Origin of the sequence: Pseudomonas sp. IPO3778, assembly GCF_013386825.1 — a bacterium.
GTDB lineage: Bacteria > Pseudomonadota > Gammaproteobacteria > Pseudomonadales > Pseudomonadaceae > Aquipseudomonas.
On the sequence record NZ_JACARC010000051.1, the window covers coordinates 66,533 to 90,193 of the forward strand.

Below are 23,661 nucleotides of genomic sequence, written 5' to 3' on the forward strand. Positions count from 1 at the left end.
GGCGAGCCCGCTCACCACAGGCGTTTGCCTGTCGGCTTCGTGTACATCGTTTTATCCCAACCGAATATTCAAGCTCTGCGCATCGCCCGTACGTGCGGCGCTGACCAGTTGCTGCCTGGCGGCTGTGGTCAGTGGATTCAACCAACTGACCACCGTATGGCTACGGCCCAGGCGCAAGGCTTCGCAGGTCAGTTGCTGGGCACTTTGAGCGCCACGGGGTTGCAGCAACAGGATGCGCTCGCGATTCAGGCCGGCGTCCCGCAGCCAGGCCTGGGTCAGGCTGGACGGCGGGGCGATCAGCGTCAGCCAGCGTGCGTCCTGATCCTCGCTCAATTCGCGAAGGATCGGTGCCAGCAGGCTCAGGCAGCTCCCGGCAGCACCGCGCAACGACAGTTCACTGAACGCCTCGGGTTCGGCGCTCCAGGGCGCTTCGACCGTTTCCTTGAGGATGGGCGCAAGGGGCTGGGCCATAAAGGCCTCAAACAGCGACAGCTGAGTGTGTTGTGGGGTCTGTAGGAACTGCATGATGCCTCCGTTAGCGGCGAATTACGCCGACGCTCAAGCCTTCAATCACCAGGTCCTGATCCTTCAGGTTCACTTCAATCGGCGCGAACTCAGGGTTCTCGGCCAGGAGCCAGACCTTGCTGCCTTCGCGCTTGAAGCGTTTGACCGTCACTTCATCGCCAATGCGGGCGACAACGATCTGGCCATTGCGGGCTTCACGTGTGGTGTGGACAGCCAGCAGGTCGCCGTCGAAAATGCCCACATCCTTCATGCTCATGCCATGGACCCGCAGCAGATAGTCGGCGCGGGGATGGAAGAAGGTCGGGTTGATGTTGCAGGATTCCTCGACGTGCTGTTGCGCCAGGATCGGCGCACCGGCTGCGACCCGGCCGATGATTGGCAGTGTCGACTCGTCGGCCTTGGCTTCGAAGCCAGGGATGCGAATGCCGCGTGAAGCACCCGGGGTCATCTCGATCGCGCCTTTGCGGGCGAGGGCCTTGAGGTGTTCTTCAGCGGCGTTGGGCGACTTGAATCCCAGCTCCAGCGCAATTTCCGCCCGGGTCGGCGGGTAGCCGTTGTCGTCGAGGCAGCGCTTGATAAAAGCCAGAATCTCAGCTTGGCGTGGCGTCAGTTTTAGCATGTTGATCGCTCTGTCTTTTTATACAGTGACTGGGATTATATACAGTGGACTGCGCTTGGCAATCACCGTTTTCAGTCACTCCGCTGGACGGTCATTTGTCACCTGTCCTACACGCTGAAGACAGCGCTGCCTACAGACCTTGGCGAATGTGATTAAATGGCCATGAAATCGGTGACCGGCCGGCCGCAAACGGACCTGCAGGCTTGACAAGACATAGCTTGAAACGTATGTTTCAAACAAGTGTTTGTCAGGCGGAGTAGCCATGGCCCAGTCGGAAACCGTTGAACGCATTCTCGATGCTGCCGAGCAGTTGTTCGCGGAAAAAGGATTTGCTGAAACTTCATTGCGGCTGATTACCAGCAAGGCCGGGGTCAACCTGGCAGCGGTGAACTACCATTTCGGCTCCAAGAAAGCGTTGATCCAGGCCGTGTTCTCACGTTTCCTGGGGCCTTTCTGCATCAGCCTCGACCGTGAGCTGGAGCGTCGCCAGGCCAAGCCTGAAAACAAGCCCAGCCTGGAAGACCTGCTGGAGATCCTCGTCGAGCAAGCCCTTGTGGTTCAGCCCCGCAGCGGCAACGACCTGTCGATCTTCATGCGCCTGTTGGGCCTGGCCTTCAGTCAGAGCCAGGGCCACCTGCGTCGTTACCTGGAAGACATGTACGGCAAAGTGTTCCGCCGCTATATGTTGCTGGTCAACGAAGCCGCGCCGCGTATCCCGCCGATCGAACTGTTCTGGCGCGTGCACTTCATGCTCGGCGCCGCTGCGTTCAGCATGTCCGGGATCAAGGCCTTGCGTGCGATTGCCGAGACCGATTTTGGCGTCAACACCTCCATCGAGCAGGTGATGCGCCTGATGGTGCCGTTCCTCGCCGCCGGTATGCGTGCCGAAACCGGCGTCACCGACCAGAGCATGGCTGCTGCCCAGTTGCGTCCCCGCAACAAGTCGGCGCAGGCCCCGGCCAAGGTTTAACCCCTTGCGGGTGGGCGCGGCCGCTTGCATCCGCTAAGCTAGCCGCCCATGCCCATTTCAGCTATTTATCCACAGCCCGTTGCTCCCGCTGAGCGTCCGTCGCCAGAATCAATCCTGGCGATGCGATCTCGCGAGGGCTGCGGGCTGCGCGCGTTATTTAAGGAAAGCTTATGACCCACGCCCTGCAAGGCTCTTTGATGGTGGACGTCGCCGGTACCTGGCTGACGGCTGAAGATCGCCACCTGTTGCGTCAGCCCGAGGTGGGCGGCCTGATTATTTTTGCGCGCAACATTGAGCACCCGCGCCAGGTGCGCGAGCTGAGCGCGGCCATTCGCGCCGTACGCCCGGACCTGCTGCTGGCGGTCGATCAGGAAGGCGGCCGGGTGCAACGTTTGCGCCAGGGGTTTGTGCGTCTGCCGGCAATGCGTGCCTTGGCCGACAATCCCAATGCTGAACAACTGGCCGAGCAGTGTGGCTGGATCATGGCCACCGAAGTGCTGGCGGTAGGCCTGGACCTGAGCTTCGCCCCGGTGCTGGACCTCGATTACCAACGCAGCGCCGTCGTGGGCACCCGCGCATTCGAAGGCGACCCCGAGCGCGCCGCCGTGCTCGCCGGAGCCTTTATCCGCGGCATGAATAGCGCAGGCATGGCGGCCACCGGCAAGCACTTCCCCGGCCATGGCTGGGCCGAAGCCGATTCCCACGTCGCGATTCCCAATGATGAACGCAGCCTGGAACAGATTCGCGCCAATGACCTGGTGCCTTTCGCACGGCTGAGCAAGCAGTTGGCGGCCGTTATGCCGGCCCACGTGATTTATCCACAAGTGGACGCGCAACCTGCCGGTTTCTCCCGGCGCTGGCTGCAAGACATCCTGCGCGGTGAGTTGCAGTTCGACGGGGTGATTTTCAGTGACGACCTGTCCATGGCCGGTGCGCATGTGGTCGGTGATGCCGCCAGCCGGATCGAAGCCGCGTTGACTGCGGGCTGCGACATGGGCCTGGTGTGCAACGACCGCGCCGCAGCGGAGTTGGCCCTGAGCGCTGCCCAGCGCATGAAGGTCACCCCGTCGGCGCGTATTGCGCGGATGCGCGGGCAGGCGGTGGCGTCGACCGAGTACAAGCAGGATCCGCGTTGGTTGGCGGCATTGAGTGCGCTGCGGGATGCTCAATTGATTGATTAAGACCGTGTCGCGTCCATCGCAGGCAAGCCAGCTCCCACAGGGAAATGTATTCCAAATGTGGGAGCGGGCTTGCCCGCGATAGCGGTCTTAAAGTCAGCGCTTCTCTTGCTTGTGAGGCAACGGCGCAAACAACGCCTCGATGTCCTCATTCCCCAGCTTCCAATCCCCCGTCGTCCGCCCATCCAGAACGCCCGCCGCCAGATCAGACTTTTCCTTCTGCAAATGCTGGATTTTCTCTTCCACGGTACCCCGGGCAATCATCTTGTAGACGAACACCGGCTTCTCCTGGCCAATGCGATACGCACGGTCGGTCGCCTGGTTTTCCGTCGCCGGGTTCCACCACGGGTCGTAGTGAATCACCGTGTCCGCTTCCGTCAGGTTCAGCCCGACGCCGCCTGCCTTCAGGCTGATCAGAAAGATCTGCAGCTTGCCGCTCTGGAAGTCCTTCACCGGTGTGCGCCGGTCCCGGGTTTGCCCGGTCAGCAGTGCGTAGGCCACGCCACGCTTCTTCAGTTCGGCCTCGATCAGGCTCAGCATCGAGGTGAACTGGGAAAACAGCAGGATCCTGCGCCCTTCGGCAAACAACTCTTCGAGCATCTCCATCAAGCTGTCGAGCTTGCCCGAGCTGCTGCCCTTTGCAGGAAGGGTTGCATCATTGACCAGGCGTAGATCACAGCACACCTGCCGCAACTTGAGCAGCGCTTCCAGGATGATGATCTGGCTGCGGGCCACGCCTTTGCGGGTGATCTCGTCGCGGACTTTCTTGTCCATCGCCAAACGCATGGTTTCGTACACGTCGCGCTGGGCTTCGTTGAGGTCGACCCAATGGATGATCTCGGTCTTGGGCGGCAATTCCGTTGCCACCTGCTCCTTGGTGCGGCGCAGCAGGAACGGTTTGATCCGACCATTGAGGTGCTGCAATCGCACGTCGCTGCCGCGCTTTTCGATCGGTACGCGGTAATCGCGGTTGAAGCTTTTCACATCCCCCAGCCAACCGGGCAGCAGGAAGTGGAACAGCGACCACAGCTCGCCCAGGTGGTTTTCCAGTGGCGTACCGCTGAGGCACAGGCGCTGGCGGGCATTCAGCTCGCGGGCCGCCTGGGCAGCCTTGCTGTTAGGGTTCTTGATGTACTGCGCTTCGTCGAGGATCAGCACATGCAAGGGCAGGGCGGCCAGTGGCTCGATGTCCTTGGGCAGCAGGGCGTAGGTGGTCAGCAGCAGATCGTAGTCCTGCAACTGAGCGAAATGTTTCTTACGCCCCGCGCCATATAACGCCAGCACTTTAAGCTGCGGCGTGAAGTGCGCGGCTTCGTCGAGCCAGTTCGGGATCAGGCTGGTGGGCATCACCACCATGCACGGCCGGTCCAGGCGCCCGGCGATTTTCTCGCTGAGAATATGCGCCAGGGTTTGCAGGGTTTTGCCCAGGCCCATGTCATCCGCAAGAATCCCGCCGACGTCGAGCTGGCGCAGGGACTGCATCCAGCTCAGGCCTTCCAGTTGATAAGGGCGTAACGTCGCGTTCAAGCCTTCGGGCGCTTCGCAGCTGAAATCCTTGATGTCCCGCAGGCGCTGGGCGAAGTTGCGGATCTTTTCGCCGCCCTCCCATTGCAGTGGCAGGTCTTCCAGCGGGTTGAGGCGAATGGCGTCGGCCTTGGCCAGGCGCAACGCGGTGGTGCCGGGCTCTTGCAGGTAGAACTCGCCCAGGGTTGCCAGCACCGGTTTCAGTCGCCCGTAAGGCAGTGCCACTTGCAACGGGCCGTGGCCATTGGGCAGGCCGGGGATGTTCACCAGGATCAGTTCGTCATCACGGCGCCGGGCGAGTTTTTCCGGGTTGAGGATCTCGGTGTGGGAGCGCATCAGGTTCAGCAGGATCGGCAGCAAACTCAGGCGTTCGCCGTTGACGATGATCCCCAGCTCCAGGTCGAACCAGTCGCGCTCCGGCATCTCGTCGACGCTGGCGTACCAGTCGTCGACGGCGCTCAGGTCGAAACCGAAATCCTCATCAATCTGCAATTCCCAGCCCTGGGCACGCAGGGTCGGTGACGCGTTCAGGGTGAAGTTCAGCCAAGCGCTGTCATTGACCATTTCGAACAGTTCGCCGGCACTTTCCGGCAGGGCCTTGCTCTGGCGCGTGGCGATCTTGAAGCCCAGCAGGCGCAGTTGTTCGCGAAACTGTTGCTCCACCTCGGGGTGGCGCTTGATCCGCAGGCTCTGCTGTTCCTGGCGCACGATGATGTCGGCGTTTTTCTGGCCGCTGACGTAGTTGCCCAGATAGTTGAAGGACAACGCCGCGCGATGCTGGATGTAACGCTGCATCTTGCCGTTGCGCGGTTCGAAGGCGCTGAACTCGATACTGGCCAGCCACAAGCGTGGCACCGGCTGTACGTCCTCCATCACCACTTGCGGCAGCACCACGCGGTTATCCAGCACCGCCTGGAGCTTCTCCAGCAACTCGGCATCCTGGGCCGCCGCCGGGTAGGCCAGGGTTTCCTGGACCTTGAGCAGCACCGCGGCGATGTGTTTGCAGTTGGTGTGCACGGGGCAGGTGCAGCGGCTGTCTACCAGGATCAGCGTGCCCTTGGCGGATTCGCGCAGGGAGATGGTCTGGCGATAGACATTGCCGCCCGAGCCTTCACAGCTGGCAATGATGGTGCTGTCGCCGGACTCGACGATGCGCACACGGTTTTCCAGGGCGTAGCGCCGGCCGCGCTCAAGGCTTTGCTCTTTAAAGCGATTGGCCCACGAAGGGGCCAGGGGTTTGGTCAACGACGACGTCAGGGGCATGGTGCTGGATCAGTCCTGGACGTCGGGCGGTGGAGCGCTGGGCGGCTTGGCGGTCAGCGAAGTGATCTTGATCAGCAGGGCGAGGTGGCCGCCGTCCAGGTAGTTGAGCTGGTTATTCTTGGTGCGCACGTCTTGTTGGCTGAGGTGCTCGCTGGCGATGACGCTGCCGTTAGCGTCGAACTGGTTGATCCAGAAGTCTGCGTCGATATCGGTAAAGCGCCCCAATTGCAGGCTCAGTGTGCCCTCGATGGGAAACTGGCCGAACTGTTCCTGACCGTCGCTGATGGCCAGTTTCACGGGTTGGTCACCGAGGTTCTGGTCCCAGGCGCGGTGTAGCAACACGGTGTAATTATTGTCAGCGCTGAGTTTGTCGACGATGTTGCCCAGCCGCGGCGGGCTCATTTTGTCGGCCGGCAGGCGTGGCGCGCCGGCGTCCCAGTTTTCCGGCGCCGCGCGGCTATTGATCACCGGCTCGGCGTTCTGGCGCACCAGGATCATCTCCACCAGGTACGGGCTGTCGGCAAACGCCGAAGGAGCAACGACCACCAACAACAAGCTCAAAATGCGGAACAGGCGCATTGGGGCGTCCTTCAAGCAGATTTCGGGATGAGGCGCTCAAACAGCGCCTCCAGTGTATTAAAGCGTTCTTCGGCGCGTTCCATCGGCACCATGAATTTGAACAGCGTAGCCCCTTCGAACTTGTAGCGATTGGGCTGGCCCTGAATCAGCTTGATCAGCACCAGCGGGTCCACCGGCGTTTGCGCTTCGAACTCGATACGCCCGCCTTGCGGCCCGGCGTCGACTTTCTTGATGCCAAGCTGCTCGGCCTGCAATTTGAGCAGGGTCAGGCGCACCAGGTTCTTGGTCGGTTCCGGCAACAGGCCGAAGCGGTCGATCATCTCTACTTGCAGGTCCTTGAGGCCATCTTCGTCGGTGGCCGAGGCGATGCGTTTGTACAGGATCAGCCGAGCGTGCACGTCCGGTAGGTAATCTTCGGGAATCAACGCCGGCAAGCGCAGGTTGATTTCCGGGCCGCCACCCAGCGGTTGGTCGAGGTTCGGCTGCTCGCCCTTGCGGATGGCTTTCACCGCGCGCTCGAGCATTTCCATATAGAGGGTGAAACCCACCGCCTGGATCTGCCCGCTCTGCCCGTCGCCCAGCAGTTCGCCGGCGCCACGGATCTCCAGGTCGTTGGTGGCCAGCACAAAGCCGGCCCCGAGGTCCTGGGTATTGGCGATGGCTTCCAGGCGCTTCTCGGCGTCGGACGTAATCTGCTGGCGCGGCGGGGTGAGCAAATAGGCATAGGCCTGGTGGTGGCTACGACCGACCCGGCCACGCAGTTGGTGCAGCTGCGCCAGCCCGAACTTGTCGGCCCGCTCGATGATGATGGTGTTGGCGCTCGGCACGTCGATGCCGGTCTCGATGATGGTCGAGGCGATCAGTACGTTGAAGCGCTTGTGGTAGAAGTCGCTCATCACCTGTTCGAGTTCGCGCTCGCGCATCTGCCCGTGGCCGATGGCGATCCGGGCTTCCGGCACCAGTTCGGCGAGGTCGGCGGCGCATTTCTCGATGGTTTTTACATCGTTGTGCAGGTAGTAAACCTGGCCGCCGCGCAGCAACTCGCGGAGCAGCGCTTCCTTGACCGTGCTTTTGTTCTGCTCCATCACGAAGGTGCGCACCGACAAGCGGCGCGCCGGTGGCGTGGCGATGATCGACAGGTCGCGCATGCCCGACACCGCCATGTTCAACGTGCGCGGAATCGGTGTGGCGGTGAGGGTCAGGATATCGACTTCACTGCGCAGCGCCTTGAGCTGTTCCTTCTGACGGACACCGAAGCGGTGTTCTTCGTCGATGATCACCAGGCCAAGGTTTTTGATCTTCACATCGTCCGACAGCAGCTTGTGGGTGCCGATCACGATGTCGATCTTGCCTTCTGCCAGGTCGGCAATCGCCGCGTTCACTTCCTTGGCCGACTTGAAGCGGCTCATCACTTCCACGGTCACCGGCCAGTCGGCAAAGCGGTCGCGGAAGCTGTTGTAGTGCTGTTGGGCGAGCAGGGTGGTGGGTACGAGGATTGCCACCTGGCGGCCGCCGTGCACCGCAATAAAGGCTGCGCGCATGGCGACTTCGGTCTTGCCGAATCCCACGTCGCCGCACACCAGGCGGTCCATTGGCTTGGGCGCCAGCATGTCGGCGCGCACGGCGTCGATGGTGGTTTGCTGGTCCGGGGTTTCTTCGAAGGCAAAGCCGGCGCTGAAGGTCGCGTAGTCGGCCTTTGGGTCGGCGAACGCATAACCTTCCCGGGCGGCGCGGCGGGCATAAATGTCGAGCAATTCGGCGGCCACGTCGCGCACCTGCTCGGCGGCCTTGCGCTTGGCTTTCTGCCAGGTTTCGGAACCCAGGCGGTGCAACGGCGCGAGGGCGTCGTCGCTGCCGGTGTAGCGGGCGATCAGGTGCAGGTTGGCCACGGGCACGTAGAGCTTGGCGCCCTCGGCGTATTCCATGGTGAGGAATTCAGCCACCTGGTTTTCGATCTCCAGGGTCTGCAGGCCCAGGTAGCGGCCCACGCCGTGGTCGATATGCACCACCGGCGCGCCTTCGCGCAGCTCGGTGAGGTTTTTGATCACCGCGTCGTTGTTGGCGTCGGCGCGTTTTTCGCGGCGACGACGCTGCATCACCCGTTGACCGAACAGCGGGCTTTCGGCAATCAGCGCCAGAGCCGGGTCGTCCAGCAGCAGGCCTTCGTCCAGCGGCGCGATGGTGATCGCCAGGCGGTCCTTGCTCGCGACAAAGTCCGGCCAGCTGTCGACGGTTTTCGGTCGCAGCTTCAGGCGTTCCAGCAATTCCAGCAGCACTTCGCGACGCCCGGCGGACTCGGCGGTAAACAGCACGCGACCAGGGAAGCCACCGAGGAAATTCGACAGTGCTTCCAGCGGCTGGTTGGCCTTGGCTTCAATCGCCAGGTTGGGCAGTGCTTGCGCCGGGAAGCGCTCGCGGCCGGCGCCGGCGTCCACGTCCTGTTGGCTGGCGACTACCCGCGGCCAGTTTTTCAGGCGGGCGAAGCAGTCTTCCACCGGCAGGAACAGTTCGGCCGGTGGCAATAAAGGCCGGGATGGGTCGACGCGGCGTTCTTCATAACGGTTGCGCACGTCATTCCAGAAGTTCTCCGCCGCCTGCTCGATGCCTGGCAGGGAGAACACTTGGGTGTCCTGGGGCAGGTAATCGAAGAGGGTGGAGGTTTCGTCGAAGAACAGCGGCAGGTAGTACTCGATACCGGCGGGGGTAATCCCGCTGCTCAAGTCCTGGAAGATCGGGCAGCGACGGAAGTCCACGTCAAAGCGTTCGCGGAAACGTGCCTTGAAGCGCGTGACCGCATCTTTTTGCAGTGGGAATTCCCGGGCCGGCAGCAGTTTGACCGATTCCACCTTGTCGATGGAGCGTTGGTTCTCCGGGTCGAAGGTGCGCAGGGTTTCGATTTCGTCGTCGAACAGGTCGATCCGGTACGGCAGTTTGCTGCCCATCGGGAACAGGTCGATCAAGGCGCCGCGGACTGCAAACTCACCGTGTTCGTACACCGTGTCGACGCAGCGATAGCCACTGGCCTCAAGCCGGGTGCGCATTTGCTCCACGTCGAGCTTCTGGCCGATATCCAGCACCAGGCTGCTGCCCAGCAGGAACTTGGTCGGCGCCAGGCGATGCAAGGCCGTGGTGATCGGCACCACCAGCACACCATGGGCCAGTTCCGGCAAGCGGTACAGGCTGGCGATGCGCTGGGAAATGATGTCCTGGTGCGGCGAGAACAGATCGTAGGGCAGGGTTTCCCAGTCCGGGAAATGCAGCACCGGCAAATCGGGGGCGAAGAAACTCAGCTCCTGTTCCAGCCGCTCGGCACTTTGGCTGTCGGCGGTGAGCAGCAGGGTAAAGCGCTTGGCTGCGCTGGCAGCCTCGGCAATGGCCAGGCTCAGGGCGGCACCGGGCAGATTGCCCCAGTGCTGTTTACCTGCCGCGGCAGGGAGAAGCGGTAGACGCAGAACGGGCACGGAAGGTTGAGCTCCAAGCGTTGCGACAAAGTCGGTAATTGTAACGGCCCAGGGTGCCGCCTGTCAGTTGCTGACTGAGCCTATTACGGTTTGTAGGAAATGTAGTGGCTAAGACAAACAAAGGCGTCTTTTGACTCATTATGTAGTGCCGAAATCGGTGTATGTTTCGGAGGGTTACGGACACTTTGTCACATTGGTCCAACAGGGGGTGCCCTGAAAGCCACGTGTTTACTGGGCTCCAGCGGGGCGATATTTTTTTGCAAGGGGTTTTGTTGCGGAGCGCGCATTGCTCCGAGGGCGGTCGGACGGCATAATGTAGCCCCTTTTTTCTGCCCCTACATGTGGAAGGTTCCCGTGACTCAGAAGCCCGACCAGTGTCTTGGTGAATGGATCGACCGTGAAGCACTCGCTGAAGCGATGATTCCGCTTATCGGTCAGCTCTACCGCAATAACAACGTGGTGAGCTCGATCTATGGCCGCAGCCTGATCAACCAATCAGTCATCGCGATTCTCAAGGCTCATCGCTTTGCTCGCCATCGTTCCGCCGACGATAGCGAACTCTCCGTCCACGAAACATTCCCGCTGCTTAAAGCCATGAGCGAGCTCAAGCTCGGCGCGGCCTCGGTAGACCTGGGCAAGCTGGCCTACAAGTTCCGCAAGGAAGGCGCTGGCCGCACTGCCGAGCAGTTCGTGCGTGAAGAAATGGCCGACGTGGTTGGCCAGCAAAACGCCGCCGCCCGCAAAGGCACCGACGTTGTGCTGTACGGCTTCGGTCGTATCGGCCGCCTGCTGGCGCGCATCCTGATCGAAAAAACCGGTGGTGGCGACGGCCTGCGCCTGCGTGCGATCGTGGTGCGTAAAGGCGCCGAAAACGACCTGACCAAACGCGCCAGCCTGCTGCGTCGCGACTCGGTGCACGGTCCGTTCAACGGCACCATCGTCATCGACGAAGAAAACAACACCATCACCGCCAACGGTAACCTGATCCAGGTGATCTACGCGAAGAACCCGGCCGAAGTGGACTACACCCAGTACGGCATCAAGGACGCACTGCTGGTGGACAACACCGGTGTGTGGCGTGACGCCGAAGGCTTGGGCCAGCACCTGGCGTGCCCGGGTATCGACCGCGTTGTGCTGACTGCGCCTGGCAAGGGCAAGCTGAAGAACATCGTGCACGGCATCAACCACGGTGAAATCACCGCTGACGACAAGATCGTGTCTGCCGCTTCCTGCACCACCAACGCCATCGTGCCGGTGCTGAAAGCTGTAAATGACAAGTTCGGCATCGTGAACGGTCACGTTGAAACGGTTCACTCGTACACCAACGACCAGAACCTGATCGACAACTTCCACAAGGGCGATCGCCGGGGCCGTAGCGCCGCGCTGAACATGGTGATCACCGAGACCGGTGCTGCCACCGCTGCTGCCAAGGCCCTGCCTGAGTTGGCCGGCAAGCTGACCGGTAACGCGATCCGTGTTCCGACGCCGAACGTGTCGATGGCCATTCTCAACTTGAACCTTGAGAAAGCCGCCACCCGTGAAGAGATGAACGAGTACCTGCGCTACATGGCGCTGCACTCCGATCTGCATAAGCAAATCGACTTCGTCAACTCGCAGGAAGTGGTTTCCACCGACTTCGTGGGCTCGCGCCACGCCGGTGTGGTGGACGCTGAGGCGACCATCACGCAAGACAACCGCGTTGTGCTGTACGTTTGGTACGACAACGAATTCGGTTACAGCTGCCAGGTGGTTCGCGTGATGGAAGACATGGCTGGGGTTAACCCGCCAGCATTCCCGCGCTAAGCATCAGCGGTAAATGAAAAAGCCCCGACTGGTTCGGGGCTTTTTTATGTCTGTGGGTTTTGTGTTGTTTGTACCGGCCTCATCGCAGGCAAGCCAGCTCCCACATGTTGATTTGTGAATACATTCAACTGTGGGAGCTGGCTTGCCTGCGATAGCGATCCATCAAGCGCCGCCGACTATCGAAGCCTGCGCGGTACGCAGTTCATGCCGGTTGCCCTTGAACAGAATCAACGTGGCGATCAAGCCCAGCACTGCTGCACCGCTAAGCCAGATGCCCGGTGCCGCCTTGTTGTCCAGCACGTGGATCAGGTAGGTACAGGCTGCCGGCGTAAAGCCACCAAAGGTCGCCGTCGCCAGGCTGTAGGCCAGGGAGAAGCCGGTGGTGCGCACTTCTACCGGCATGATTTCGGTCAGTGCTACAACCATCGCACCGTTGTAGGAACCGTACAGGAACGACAGCCAGAGCAGCACGATCAGCAGATGGCTGAAGCTCGGGTTGGCTACCAGCCAGGACAGTGCGGGATAAGCGGTGAGGATCGCCAGAATGGTCGCCCCCAGCAGCAGGGGTTTGCGGCCGATCTTGTCGGACACCGCACCCATCACCGGCAGCCAGATGAAGTTGGAGATGCCGACGCACACGGTGACCAGCAATGCGTCGAAGTCCGACAGGTGCAGTTCGGCCTTGCCGAAGGTCGGGGTGTAGGCGGTGATCAGGTAGAACGACACGGTGGTCATCACCACCAGCGCCATGCCGGCGATGACGATGCCGAAGTTCTGACCGATCGAACGGACGATTTCCTGCAGGGTAGGGCGGTGTTTACGCGCCTGGAATTCAGGGGTTTCTTCCAGGGAGCGACGAATCACGAAGATCACCGGCACGATCAGGCAACCGATCAGGAACGGCACACGCCAGCCCCAGTCACCCATTTCTTCGGGGCTGAGCCAGTGGTTCAGGCCTACACCCAGCAGGCCGGCGAACACCACGGCTGCTTGCTGGCTGGCGGACTGCCAGCTGACGAAGAAGCCTTTGCGGCCCGGCGTGGCGATTTCCGCCAGGTACACCGACACACCGCCCAGCTCCACACCGGCAGAGAAACCTTGCAGGAGGCGACCGAACAGCACGATCAGTGGCGCAGCGACACCCAGGGTGGCGTACCCCGGCACGCAGGCGATCAGCACGGTACCGGCAGCCATCATCGCCAGGGTGATCACCAGGCCCTTTTTACGGCCGTGACGGTCGATGTAGGCACCGAGGAAAATCGCGCCCAGCGGACGCATCAGGAACCCGGCACCGAAGGTGGCCAGGGACAGCATCAGGGAGGCGAAGGCGCTGTCGGTGGGGAAAAATGTCTTGGCAATGGCCGTGGCGTAGAAGCCGTAGACCATGAAGTCGAACATCTCGAGGAAGTTACCGCTGACAACGCGAAAGATCGCCTTGCCCTTGCCCGTTGTAGTGGACATGTCATGCACTCATTTTGGCTATCTTATTAGTAATCCCTGGTCGCAACCGTCCTTGCTGTTAAAGCCTTGGCACGAGGCTGGCGCTGAACAGTTTTGTAACGATATGTGTATAAGCCACCACAGGCAACAAAAAACCGATAGCAAGCTGGCAAATTGCCGCAGGGCTCGATCGTGATGAAAATCTAATGTGGGAGCGGGCTTGCTCGCGAATACGGTGTGTCAGTCAACTCACGAATCACGGACAAGCCGCATTCGCGAGCAACCCCGCTCCCACATGGGGTTTGCGATCAGTTGAGGAGGGTATTGCGCAGGCTGTCCGACAGGCCTTTCGGTGCCAGCCATATTCCCAGATAAGCCTTGGCCAGCTCGTCATCGCGGCTGCTGAACACCACCGTGCCATTGATTTCCAGGCTTAGCCCGCGCTGTGGGCGCAAGTCCAGTGCGTAACGGTCGCCGCTGCGAATGTCGCGAAAGCTTTTGTGCAATTGGTCCAGTTCGGGTTTCAGGCGGGCGAGGGTGGCGGGCGTTTGCTGGCGTTCAAGGGTGGCGGTGGCGGCCTTGATCACATCGTTGCGGTCGATGTCGCGAAAGTAATACAGCTCCAGGCGCAGGTCTTTTTGCTGCGCCAGGGCCTGTTTGGCGCTCAGGTCCGCCGGGGCGAACAGCGCTGCGGCATACACGTCGGCCCACAGGTAGGTCAGGACCGCCTGGTTTTTCAGCGCCAGCTGATGAGATTGCGTGGGAAAGTCCGCTTGTTTGAGGCGATCGGCCTCATTCGCCAGCACCGGGACCGAGAACATCAGCAATAAACAGATAACGACATGTCGCATAATGGCCAGTCCTGAAAGCGTGCTTGCCTACAGGTTAATTCAATTTCCGACAGCGAAAGGTTTTATGGGCGGCATGCGGCACATTTTGCTTTTCGGCGGGCTTGCGGTGCTGGCGGGCGGGAGCGCGTTTGATCTGGGGGGCGAACGCTGATGAGCCTGTGGGGCTTGGGCCTCAAGGCCCGTGAGATAAAAGCGCTGCACGCGCGACGATCAGCAAGACGCCGAAAAAATCATTGTCGTGGATGGCGTTGGTGTGTCGACATCGGGTGACTATCGCGATGATTTCCAGCAGGATGGTCGGCGTTATTTCCACACCCTGGATGCTCGGACCGGCGCACCGATTACCCATCAACTGACGGCAGTGAAGCCGTAACGAACGCCGTGTAGTAAAGGCAAAACTGGCCTACGACGCGACCAAGGGTTAATGTGCGCGGCGTTGAGCCTTATATAGACTGTGCCCCGGCTCACACACTGAGCCTATTTGATCCTTCATGACCGCTGGCCGCGGCATGATTTAGCCTGGCGCCCAACCGTGCGCCATGGCCTGTTCTGAGGAGTACGCATGGCTGTCTACAACTACGACGTGGTAGTACTGGGTTCCGGCCCTGCTGGAGAAGGTGCGGCGATGAACGCCGCTAAAGCAGGGCGCAAGGTGGCGATGGTCGATAGCCGTCGCCAGGTCGGCGGTAACTGCACCCACCTGGGTACCATCCCGTCCAAGGCCTTGCGTCACTCGGTGCGCCAGATCATGCAGTTCAACACCAACCCGATGTTCCGGGCCATTGGTGAGCCGCGCTGGTTCTCGTTCCCGGACGTGCTCAAGAGCGCTGAAAAAGTCATTTCCAAACAGGTTGCCTCGCGTACCGGCTTCTATGCCCGTAACCGCGTCGACCTGTTCTTCGGCACCGGCAGCTTCGCCGACGAGCAAACCGTCGAAGTGGTCTGCGCCAACGGCGTGGTCGAGAAACTGGTGGCCAAGCACATCATCATCGCCACCGGCTCGCGCCCGTATCGCCCGGCGGATATCGATTTCCACCACCCGCGTATCTACGATAGCGACACCATCCTCAGCCTGGGCCACACCCCGCGCAAACTGATCATCTACGGCGCCGGCGTGATTGGCTGTGAATACGCCTCGATCTTCAGCGGCCTGGGTGTATTGGTCGAACTGGTGGATAACCGTGATCAGTTGCTGAGCTTCCTCGACTCGGAAATTTCCCAGGCGTTGAGTTACCACTTCAGCAACAACAACATCACTGTGCGCCACAACGAAGAGTACGAGCGGGTCGAGGGCCTGGACAACGGTGTGATCCTGCACCTGAAGTCCGGCAAGAAGATCAAGGCTGACGCCTTGCTGTGGTGCAACGGCCGTACCGGCAACACCGACAAGCTGGGCATGGAAAACATCGGGGTCAAGGTCAACAGTCGTGGCCAGATCGAAGTGGACGAGAACTACCGCACCTGCGTCCCGAACATCTACGGTGCCGGTGACGTGATCGGCTGGCCTAGCCTGGCCAGTGCCGCCCACGACCAGGGCCGCTCGGCCGCCGGCAGCATCGTCGACAATGGCAGCTGGCGCTACGTCAATGACGTGCCGACCGGGATCTACACCATTCCCGAGATCAGCTCGATCGGCAAGAACGAGCACGAACTGACCAAGGCCAAAGTGCCTTATGAAGTCGGCAAGGCGTTCTTCAAGAGCATGGCGCGTGCGCAGATCGCCGGTGAGCCGCAAGGCATGCTGAAGATCCTGTTCCACCGCGAGACCCTGGAAGTGCTCGGCGTGCATTGCTTCGGCTACCAGGCGTCGGAGATCGTGCACATCGGCCAGGCGATCATGAACCAGCCGGGTGAACTGAATACCCTCAAGTATTTCGTCAACACCACGTTCAACTACCCGACCATGGCTGAAGCCTATCGGGTAGCGGCCTACGACGGCATCAACCGGCTTTTTTGAGCGGCTCCGGCCGGTGGCCTGAGCCGGCCGGGGAGACCGATTTCAGTAATTCCCGAGGGTGGCAGTGGCCAAACCGGGAAAGTCTGTAATCAGGCTATCTACGCCGAAGTCGGCGAGCCTGCGCATCAGCGCGGGTTCGTTGACGGTCCACACGGACACGTGCAAACCCTGGCGCTGGGCTTTTTCCAGACGTTCAGGGGTGCACAGCGTCCAGTTCAACGCCAGAATCTCACAGCCATAGTTGGCCGCGACCTTCAACGGGTCGAGCCAGGCGTATTCGGCGACCAGTCCACGGGACAGGTCGGGGGTGAGGTCCAGCGCGGCTTTCAACACTTCCCGCGAGCTTGAGGTCACCGTGACCTTGTCCATCAGCCCGAAACGCTGAGCCATTTCGCGAATCGCCAGCACGGTGGTTGCCGCACGGGTGCGCGACGCACTTTTGACTTCCAGTTGCCAGTGATCGAAGTCGCACTGCTCGAAGAGTTCTTCCAGGCGCGGGATGGGGCAGGGCTTGACCCAACCCGGGCCGCCTTTGCGCGCGTCCATCTTGACCAGGTCGGCGGCCGAATACTCGACGACCTTGCCGCGCCGGTCGGTGGTGCGCTTGAGGGTCGGGTCGTGGATGACCATCAGCTCGCCGTCCATGGACAGGTGCAAATCCAGTTCGCAACGGCGTACGCCGTGCTTGAGGCATTCCTGGAAGCTGGTCAGGGTGTTTTCCGGTGCTTCGCCTTTGGCACCGCGGTGGCCGTAAATCAGGGTCACAGTTGCTCCTTTACGCCAGGGATCCTGGCTGGATGGATGACGCGACGCGCCATTCAGTATTCGTATTCAGGTGTCGGACTCTTCGCTTTTTTCCCGCGCCAGGCGCCGTTCCTGAGCTTGTTTTTGCAGGATATAGCGCGCCAGCAACTGGCGTTGGGCATCGGTCATGGCTTCGAATTCCGTGCCGACCTCAAAGCCGCCAGTCTTGGCGTCGCAATGGGTGACCTTGGCCCGCAGTAACAGGCCGAGCGCCTGGGGCATCAGCACCAGCTTGACCGCCAGGTGGCTGTCGGGCTGGATCGGTGTGGGGTTGAGGAACTCGATGCCGCCTTCGGAGATGACCACGGGCTGAGGTGTACCGATCTCGCCCAGCAGGCTTTGCGCCATGATCTGGCTGAGCAAATCCATGCGTTTGTTCTGCACTTTGAGGAAGGCGGCCAAGGTGCGGTCCCGCTCGCCGATCTGGCGCAGCAGGTGCTGGGATTCGAATTCACTCAGGTGCAACTCGCTGAGCAGATTGAACAGCGGCGAATCATCCAGCAATACTTCCTTGCTCAGCGCTTCCGGGCCCGACAGCGGGGTAATTTCCAGTGCGATCATGTCCTCGATACGGTAGTATTCGCGGCGATCTTCTTCATCTAATGTCGACATGGCGAACCCAAGGCAGCGGTGATGGTCTGAGTGTAAAGCTGCTTACCTGACCCCGCCACAAGGACGTCTTCTTTTCCTCCGAACAAGCCCCGACATGTTCAGACCTCTCTTCGTATTTATTGGCACGCGTTATACCCGTGCAAAACGTCGCAATCATTTTGTGTCGTTCATTTCCTTGACCTCGATGATCGGTCTCGCCCTTGGCGTTGTCGTGATGATCGTGGTGCTGTCGGTGATGAACGGCTTCGATCATGAGATGCGCACACGTGTGCTGGGCATGGTGCCCCACGCGACCATCGAGTCTGGTGAGCCCATCAGCGACTGGCAAAGCCTGGCCGCCAAGGTCAAGCAGAACCCCAAAGTGCTGGCGGTTGCGCCGTTCACGCAGATGCAGGGCCTGTTGACCAACGACGGCAAGGTGCAGAAGATCCTGCTCAATGCCATCGATCCGGCGCAGGAACGCAAGGTCTCTATCATCGATAACTTCATGCAACAGGGCAAACTGGACGACTTGTCGCCCGGCAGCTTTGGCATCGTTATCGGCGACAAGGCGGCGGCCAAACTCGGCGCGAGCATCGGCGACAAGCTGACCTTCGTCGCGCCCGAGGTCACCGTGACCCCGGCCGGCATGTTCCCGCGCATGAAGCGTTTCACGGTCGTTGGCATCTTTCATGTCGGCGCCGGTGAGATCGACGGCTACCTGGGGCTGACCAACCTGACTGACCTGGCCCGCCTGCATCGCTGGAAGCCGGACCAGGTCCAGGGCCTGCGCCTCAAATTCAACGACCTGTTCGACGCGCCGCGTACCTCGTGGGAAATCGCCCAGCACCTGGGTGAAAACCAGTACTACGCCCGCGACTGGACCCGTACCCACGGCAACCTGTATCAGGCCATCCGCATGGAAAAAGCCATGATCGGCCTGCTGTTGCTGCTGATCGTCGCCGTGGCGGCCTTCAACATCATCTCCACCCTGGTGATGGTGGTGAACGACAAGAAGGGCGATATCGCGATCCTGCGCACCCTTGGTGCCACGCCGGGGCAGATCATGGCGATCTTCATGGTCCAGGGCACGGTGATCGGCGTCGTCGGTACCTTGATCGGCACCGTGGTGGGGATTCTCGCCGCGTTGAACGTCAGTGCGGCCATCGCCGGGCTGGAAGTGTTGATCGGCCACAAATTCTTGAGCTCCGACGTCTACTTCATCGACTACTTGCCGTCCCAGGTGCAGAGCCAGGACGTGTTGATGGTCGGCGCCGCCGCGTTGGTCCTGAGTTTCCTTGCCACCCTGTATCCAGCCTGGCGCGCGGCACGTACCCAGCCGGCGCAGGCTTTACGTTATGAGTGAATCGGGCATGAGTGAAAAAGCAATCCTGAGCTGCCGCAACCTGGGCAAATCCTACGAGGAAGGCCCGGAATCCGTGGTGGTGCTGTCCAACCTGCAGTTGGAACTGCACCCGGGCGAGCGCGTGGCAATCGTCGGTAGTTCCGGGTCCGGCAAAAGTACCTTGCTCAACCTGTTGGGTGGCCTTGATACGCCGTCCCAGGGTAGCGTCTGGCTGGCGGGCGAAGAATTGTCGGCCCTGGGCGAGAAGGCCCGTGGCCAGCTGCGCAACCGTTCGCTGGGTTTTGTGTACCAGTTCCACCACTTGCTGCCCGAGTTCACCGCCCTGGAAAACGTCTGCATGCCGCTGTTGATCGGCAAGACCGCGATCCCGGAAGCACGCCAGCGTGCCAAGGCGTTGCTGGAGCGGGTTGGCCTGGGCCATCGCCTGGAGCACAAGCCGGCTGAATTGTCCGGCGGCGAGCGCCAGCGTGTGGCGATTGCCCGCGCCCTGGTCAACAACCCGGGCCTGGTGATGCTCGACGAGCCCACCGGCAACCTCGACTCCCACACCGCCCAGGGCATCAAGGACTTGATGCTGGAACTGAGCACCCAGATGCGCACCGCGTTCCTGGTGGTGACCCATGACATGAGCATGGCCCGTCAGATGGACCGTGTGCTGCACTTGCAGGAAGGTCATCTGGTCGCCATCTGACCTGTTTCAAACCCGGTGTCTGACGCCGGGTTTTCTATTTTTTCAACGGTGCCCGCGAATGTTCAGACCGTTATCGATTTTCATCGGCACGCGCTATACCCGCGCCAAGCGCCGCAACCGTTTTGTTTCGTTTATCTCGATGACCTCGATGATCGGCCTCGCCCTGGGCGTGTTGGCGATGATCGTGGTGCTGTCGGTGATGAACGGTTTCCAGCGGGAAATGAGCTCACGCATCCTCGGCATGGTGCCCCACGCGACCATCGTTGGCGTGAAGCCCATCAGCGACTGGCAGCCGGTGGCCGCTGCGGCGATGAAGAATCCTGAAGTGACCGCAGCGGTACCGTTCACACAGATGGATGGCATGCTCTCCTACAAGGGCGCCATGCAGCCGATCGAGATCAGCGGCGTTGATCCGGCCCAGGAGGGCAAGGTGTCGATTGTGGCCCAGCATATTGTCCAGGGCCATCTGGAAGACCTGAAGCCGGGTGAGTTTGGTGTGGTGATCGGTGATATCACCGCCCGGCGCTTCCGCCTGAATGTCGGCGACAAACTGACCCTGATCGTGCCGGAAATCAGCAGCGCACCGGGTGGCATTACCCCGCGCATGCAGCGGCTGAACGTGGTTGGTGTGTTCAAGGTGGGGGCTGAGCTGGACGGCTCCATGGCCTTGATCCACATGGCTGACGCTGCCGAGATACAGCATTGGGAGCCGAACCAGGTGCAAAGCGTGCGCCTGGCGGTGAAAGACTTGTACGCGGCGCCCAAGGTCTCGGCGGACATTGCTGCCAGCCTCGGTGCTGACTATAAGGCGGACGACTGGACCCACACCCAGGGCAGCCTGTTCAGCGCGATGAAGATGGAAAAAACCATGATCGGCCTGCTGCTGCTGATGATCGTTGCGGTGGCGGCGTTCAACATCATCGCGACCTTGATCATGGTGGTGAACGACAAGGGCGCCGACATTGCAATCCTGCGCACCATCGGCGCCACGCCCCGGCAGATCATGGCGATCTTCATGGTGCAAGGCACGGTGATCGGGATCGTCGGTACGTTGATCGGCGGCATCCTGGGCGTGATCGCGGCGCTGAACGTCAGTGAACTGGTGGGTTGGCTGGAGCGGGTGACCGGGCAGCATATCTTCAGTTCGGACGTGTATTTCGTCAGTAACCTGCCTTCCCAATTGCAGGGTGGGGATGTGTTGCTGATCTGCTCGGCAGGGTTTGTGTTGAGCTTTTTGGCGACGATCTACCCGGCGTATCGGGCTGCGAAGATCGAGCCGGCGCATGCCCTCAGGTATTCGTAGTTCTTAAGGCCGCTATCGCAGGCAAGCCAGCTCCCACATTTGACCGAGTTCGCCAGAACAACTCAGCCTAATGTGGGAGCCGGGCTTGCCCGCGATGAGGTCGGAACAGCTTGCATCAATGCCCCTTCGGCAACTCAATCACAAACCTCGTCCAACCCGCCCCCGACTCACAGAAAATCCGCCCACCGTGGGCTCCCATATTTTGACCGAGTTCATTCAGGACGAATGCGATCGAAATGTGGGAGCGGGCTTGCTCGCGAAAGGGCCGGAACACCTTGCATCAATGCCCCTGCGGCAACTCAATCACAAACCTCGTCCAACCCGCCGCCGACTCACAGAAAATCCGCCCGCCGTGGGCTCCCACATTTTGACCGAGTTCATTCAGGACGAATGCGATCGAAATGTGGGAGCGGGCTTGCTCGCGAAAGGGCCGGAACACCTTGCATCAATGCCCCTGCGGCAACTCAATCACAAACCGCGTCCAACCCGCCGCCGACTCACAGAAAATCCGCCCGCCATGGGCTCCCACATGTTGACCGAGTTTATTCAGGACGAATGCGATCGAAATGTGGGAGCGGGCTTGCTCGCGAAAGGGCCGGAACAACTTGCATCAATGCCCCTGCGGCAACTCAATCACAAACCTCGTCCAACCCGCCGCCGACTCACAGAAAATCCGCCCACCGTGGGCTCGCACAATCGACTGGGTAATCGCCAGCCCCAGCCCCGCATGCTCGCTACTCCCTTCATGCCGCGCCGGATCTGCCCGGTAAAACCGGTCAAACAACCTCGGCAACAACGCCTCTGGAATGCCTTCCCCGGTGTTTTCCACGCTCAACCTCACGCCTTGTGCACCCTCGACAACCTGTACACGGACCTCACCACCCGGCGGGGTAAACCGCAGCGCGTTGTCCAGCAGATTGGAAATGGCCCGGCGCAACATGCTGCGGTCACCGGCGGTGCTGGCGCCGCCTTCCCGAACCAGCCGCACCTGGACGTCTTCCGCCAATGGCGCGAAAAACTCCAGCAATGCGTCCACTTCGTCCGCCAGTACCAGGGTTTCGCGCTTGGGCATCAGCAGCCCATGGTCGGCCTTGGCCAGGTACAACATGTCGTTGACCAACTGGGCCATCCATTGCAGCTCCTCGAGGTTGCTGTGCAAGGCCTCGCGGTAGTCTTCCAGTGCCCGGGGTTGCGTGAGGATGACTTGGGTCTGTGTCAGTAAATTCGACAGCGGTGTGCGCAGTTCATGGGCGATGTCGGCCGAGAACGCCGAGAGACGCTGGAAGGCATCGTCCAGGCGCCCGAGCATTGCATTGAAGGATTGGGCCAGTTCCGCCAACTCGGCGGGCATGTGTTCCTGGGGCAAGCGTTGGGTCAGTGAATGGGCGGACACGCTGCCAGCCACTTCGCTCATGCGCCTCAGCGGTCGCAACCCGCTGCGGGCGGCCCAGGCGCCGAGCAGGGCGGTGGCCAGGGCGGAAAGGCCGACGGTCAACCAGATCAGGTGCTGCATGCGTTGCAGGAAGTGTTGATGGTGGGTGATGTCGAGCATCAGTGTCAGTTGTGGCGAATCGACGTTGGCGGGCACCAGGGGCACGTTGTACACCCGGTAATCGGTGCCGGCATTCTGCACGCTGTGCAGGCCAGGCTCCCGGGGCAGGGTGATGCCGGGGGCGCTGTCGAACCAACGGTGGTCGCCGGCGGTGATGCGCAGGGCCAGGTCGGGCTGGCGGTTGAGTTCTTCGCGCAGCTTCACTTCTCGTGACGCAAACAGCTCGGGTGTGTCGGCACCCTGCAATGTGCTGCGCAGCGCCACCAGCTTGCCGTCGAGCAACTGCTGGTCCAGCTCGATAAAGTGCGCCTCGCTGGCATGGTTGAACAGCACGCCGGCCAGCAGCGAGACCACGGCGGTACAGCCGGCGAACAACAGGGCCAGGCGGCTGGCCAGGGAGATCCGCTTGATCAACTGAACCGCTCCTCAAGCACATAGCCCATGCCGCGCACGGTATGGATCAACTTGTTGGGGAAGCCGTCGTCGACCTTCAGGCGCAGGCGGCGAATCGCGACTTCAATGATGTTGGTGTCGCTGTCGAAATTCATATCCCACACCTGGGAGGCAATCAGCGACTTGGGCAGCAGTTCGCCCTGACGCCGCAGCAGCAGTTCCAGCAGGGAAAATTCCTTGGCCGTGAGGTCGATGCGCTGGCCATCGCGCTCCACCCGGCGGCGGATCAGGTCCAGGCGCAGGTCGGCCAGTTGCAGGCTGGTTTCCTGGGGCGTGCTGCTGCCACGGCGCAACAGGCTGCGCACCCGGGCCAGCAATTCGGAAAAGGCGAAGGGCTTGACCAGATAGTCGTCGGCGCCCAGTTCCAGGCCATGCACCCGGTCTTCCACGGCGTCCCGCGCGGTGAGGAACAGCACCGGCATATCGAGCCCGGCGCTGCGCACGGCCTGAAGGATTTGCCAGCCATCACGGCCCGGCAGCATCACATCGAGGATCAACAGGTCGTAATCACCGGTCAGCGCCAGGTGCTGACCGCTGGTGCCATCGGCCACCAGTTCGGTGTTGAACCCGGCCTCGGCCAGGCCCTGGCGCAGGTAGTGGCCGGTTTTCGGTTGGTCTTCGACGATCAGCAGTTTCATGGGCGGCTCGTGGCTTTACGTAAACACAGACTTTATACCGCGCAGGTCCTGCGGCAGGCTCAAGCTGACAAAGTTGTAATCTGGCCGTCAGCT

The 23,661-nt window shown here is 61.1% G+C and carries 19 protein-coding genes and 1 pseudogene; 9 read left to right on the forward strand and 11 right to left on the reverse strand.

Features of this window, described 5'->3' with window-relative positions:
• Positions 1 to 51: 51 nt before the first annotated feature.
• Positions 52 to 525 carry an SOS-induced cell division inhibitor SulA gene (sulA, locus tag HX855_RS25980; RefSeq protein WP_177084675.1) on the reverse strand — a complete coding sequence of 158 codons (474 nt, stop codon included), beginning with the start codon at positions 523 to 525 and terminating at the stop codon, positions 52 to 54.
• Between the two features lie 10 nt (positions 526 to 535).
• Positions 536 to 1,144 carry a transcriptional repressor LexA gene (gene lexA / locus HX855_RS25985; protein ID WP_003172575.1) on the reverse strand — a complete coding sequence of 203 codons (609 nt, stop codon included), beginning with the start codon at positions 1,142 to 1,144 and terminating at the stop codon, positions 536 to 538.
• 262 nt (positions 1,145 to 1,406) lie between these two features.
• Here lexA and HX855_RS25990 point away from each other — a divergent pair, with 262 nt between their 5' ends.
• Positions 1,407 to 2,114, forward strand: coding sequence for a TetR/AcrR family transcriptional regulator (locus tag HX855_RS25990; protein ID WP_177084676.1), 708 nt, complete (start codon positions 1,407 to 1,409; stop codon positions 2,112 to 2,114).
• A 170-nt stretch (positions 2,115 to 2,284) separates the two neighbouring features.
• Complete coding sequence (gene nagZ, locus HX855_RS25995; protein WP_256352970.1) at positions 2,285 to 3,295, forward strand: beta-N-acetylhexosaminidase; 1,011 nt, start codon at positions 2,285 to 2,287, stop codon at positions 3,293 to 3,295.
• Positions 3,296 to 3,388: 93 nt separating this feature from the next.
• On the opposite strand, the gene HX855_RS26000 is transcribed toward nagZ, so the two are convergent.
• The 3 genes from HX855_RS26000 to mfd are packed head-to-tail and all read right to left on the reverse strand — an operon-like array spanning position 3,389 to position 10,119.
• Positions 3,389 to 6,079 carry a DEAD/DEAH box helicase gene (locus tag HX855_RS26000; RefSeq protein WP_177084677.1) on the reverse strand — a complete coding sequence of 897 codons (2,691 nt, stop codon included), beginning with the start codon at positions 6,077 to 6,079 and terminating at the stop codon, positions 3,389 to 3,391.
• 9 nt (positions 6,080 to 6,088) lie between these two features.
• The gene (locus HX855_RS26005; protein WP_177084678.1) at positions 6,089 to 6,658 is read right to left on the reverse strand and encodes a CsiV family protein; all 570 of its coding nucleotides are present in this window, start codon (positions 6,656 to 6,658) and stop codon (positions 6,089 to 6,091) included.
• Positions 6,659 to 6,669: 11 nt separating this feature from the next.
• On the reverse strand, positions 6,670 to 10,119 hold the full coding sequence (gene mfd, locus HX855_RS26010) for a transcription-repair coupling factor (protein ID WP_177084679.1): 3,450 nt from the start codon (positions 10,117 to 10,119) through the stop codon (positions 6,670 to 6,672).
• A gap of 339 nt (positions 10,120 to 10,458) precedes the next feature.
• Between mfd and HX855_RS26015 the strand changes: the two genes are divergently transcribed.
• Positions 10,459 to 11,922, forward strand: coding sequence for a glyceraldehyde-3-phosphate dehydrogenase (locus HX855_RS26015; protein ID WP_029616136.1), 1,464 nt, complete (start codon positions 10,459 to 10,461; stop codon positions 11,920 to 11,922).
• A gap of 162 nt (positions 11,923 to 12,084) precedes the next feature.
• Here HX855_RS26015 and HX855_RS26020 read toward each other — a convergent pair whose 3' ends face one another.
• Positions 12,085 to 13,383, reverse strand: a complete 1,299-nt coding sequence (locus tag HX855_RS26020; protein ID WP_003218952.1) for an MFS transporter — start codon at positions 13,381 to 13,383, stop codon at positions 12,085 to 12,087.
• A 287-nt stretch (positions 13,384 to 13,670) separates the two neighbouring features.
• Complete coding sequence (locus HX855_RS26025) at positions 13,671 to 14,213, reverse strand: chalcone isomerase family protein (protein WP_177084681.1); 543 nt, start codon at positions 14,211 to 14,213, stop codon at positions 13,671 to 13,673.
• 1 nt (position 14,214) lies between these two features.
• Here HX855_RS26025 and HX855_RS26030 point away from each other — a divergent pair, with 1 nt between their 5' ends.
• The 3 genes and pseudogenes from HX855_RS26030 (at position 14,215) to sthA (ending at position 16,170) form a co-directional block, all read left to right on the forward strand.
• Complete coding sequence (locus HX855_RS26030) at positions 14,215 to 14,364, forward strand: hypothetical protein (RefSeq protein ID WP_177084683.1); 150 nt, start codon at positions 14,215 to 14,217, stop codon at positions 14,362 to 14,364.
• 51 nt (positions 14,365 to 14,415) lie between these two features.
• A pseudogene (locus HX855_RS26035) lies at positions 14,416 to 14,577 on the forward strand (FAD:protein FMN transferase); the annotation flags it as partial.
• A gap of 198 nt (positions 14,578 to 14,775) precedes the next feature.
• Entirely contained in the window at positions 14,776 to 16,170 is a 1,395-nt protein-coding gene (gene sthA / locus HX855_RS26040) for a Si-specific NAD(P)(+) transhydrogenase (protein ID WP_177045641.1), read from the forward strand.
• Between the two features lie 42 nt (positions 16,171 to 16,212).
• On the opposite strand, the gene HX855_RS26045 is transcribed toward sthA, so the two are convergent.
• Positions 16,213 to 16,935 carry a glycerophosphodiester phosphodiesterase gene (locus HX855_RS26045; RefSeq protein ID WP_088424497.1) on the reverse strand — a complete coding sequence of 241 codons (723 nt, stop codon included), beginning with the start codon at positions 16,933 to 16,935 and terminating at the stop codon, positions 16,213 to 16,215.
• 66 nt (positions 16,936 to 17,001) lie between these two features.
• A complete protein-coding gene (locus HX855_RS26050) occupies positions 17,002 to 17,586 on the reverse strand; it encodes a PilZ domain-containing protein (RefSeq protein WP_177084685.1) in 585 nt (194 codons plus the stop codon).
• A gap of 94 nt (positions 17,587 to 17,680) precedes the next feature.
• Here HX855_RS26050 and HX855_RS26055 point away from each other — a divergent pair, with 94 nt between their 5' ends.
• Genes HX855_RS26055 through HX855_RS26065 form a run of 3 tightly spaced genes read left to right on the forward strand, consistent with a single transcriptional unit; the run spans position 17,681 to position 20,925 of the window.
• Positions 17,681 to 18,931 carry a lipoprotein-releasing ABC transporter permease subunit gene (locus HX855_RS26055; RefSeq protein WP_177084687.1) on the forward strand — a complete coding sequence of 417 codons (1,251 nt, stop codon included), beginning with the start codon at positions 17,681 to 17,683 and terminating at the stop codon, positions 18,929 to 18,931.
• Between the two features lie 7 nt (positions 18,932 to 18,938).
• Complete coding sequence (gene lolD / locus HX855_RS26060) at positions 18,939 to 19,622, forward strand: lipoprotein-releasing ABC transporter ATP-binding protein LolD (protein WP_017477213.1); 684 nt, start codon at positions 18,939 to 18,941, stop codon at positions 19,620 to 19,622.
• Positions 19,623 to 19,680: 58 nt separating this feature from the next.
• Positions 19,681 to 20,925 carry a lipoprotein-releasing ABC transporter permease subunit gene (locus HX855_RS26065; RefSeq protein WP_177084689.1) on the forward strand — a complete coding sequence of 415 codons (1,245 nt, stop codon included), beginning with the start codon at positions 19,681 to 19,683 and terminating at the stop codon, positions 20,923 to 20,925.
• A 610-nt stretch (positions 20,926 to 21,535) separates the two neighbouring features.
• Here HX855_RS26065 and HX855_RS26070 read toward each other — a convergent pair.
• The gene (locus HX855_RS26070) at positions 21,536 to 22,888 is read right to left on the reverse strand and encodes a heavy metal sensor histidine kinase (protein WP_178948024.1); all 1,353 of its coding nucleotides are present in this window, start codon (positions 22,886 to 22,888) and stop codon (positions 21,536 to 21,538) included.
• Positions 22,888 to 23,568, reverse strand: coding sequence for a heavy metal response regulator transcription factor (locus tag HX855_RS26075; protein ID WP_177089721.1), 681 nt, complete (start codon positions 23,566 to 23,568; stop codon positions 22,888 to 22,890). The genes HX855_RS26070 and HX855_RS26075 overlap by 1 nt, the downstream gene beginning before the upstream one ends.
• Between the last annotated feature and the right edge of the window lie 93 nt (positions 23,569 to 23,661).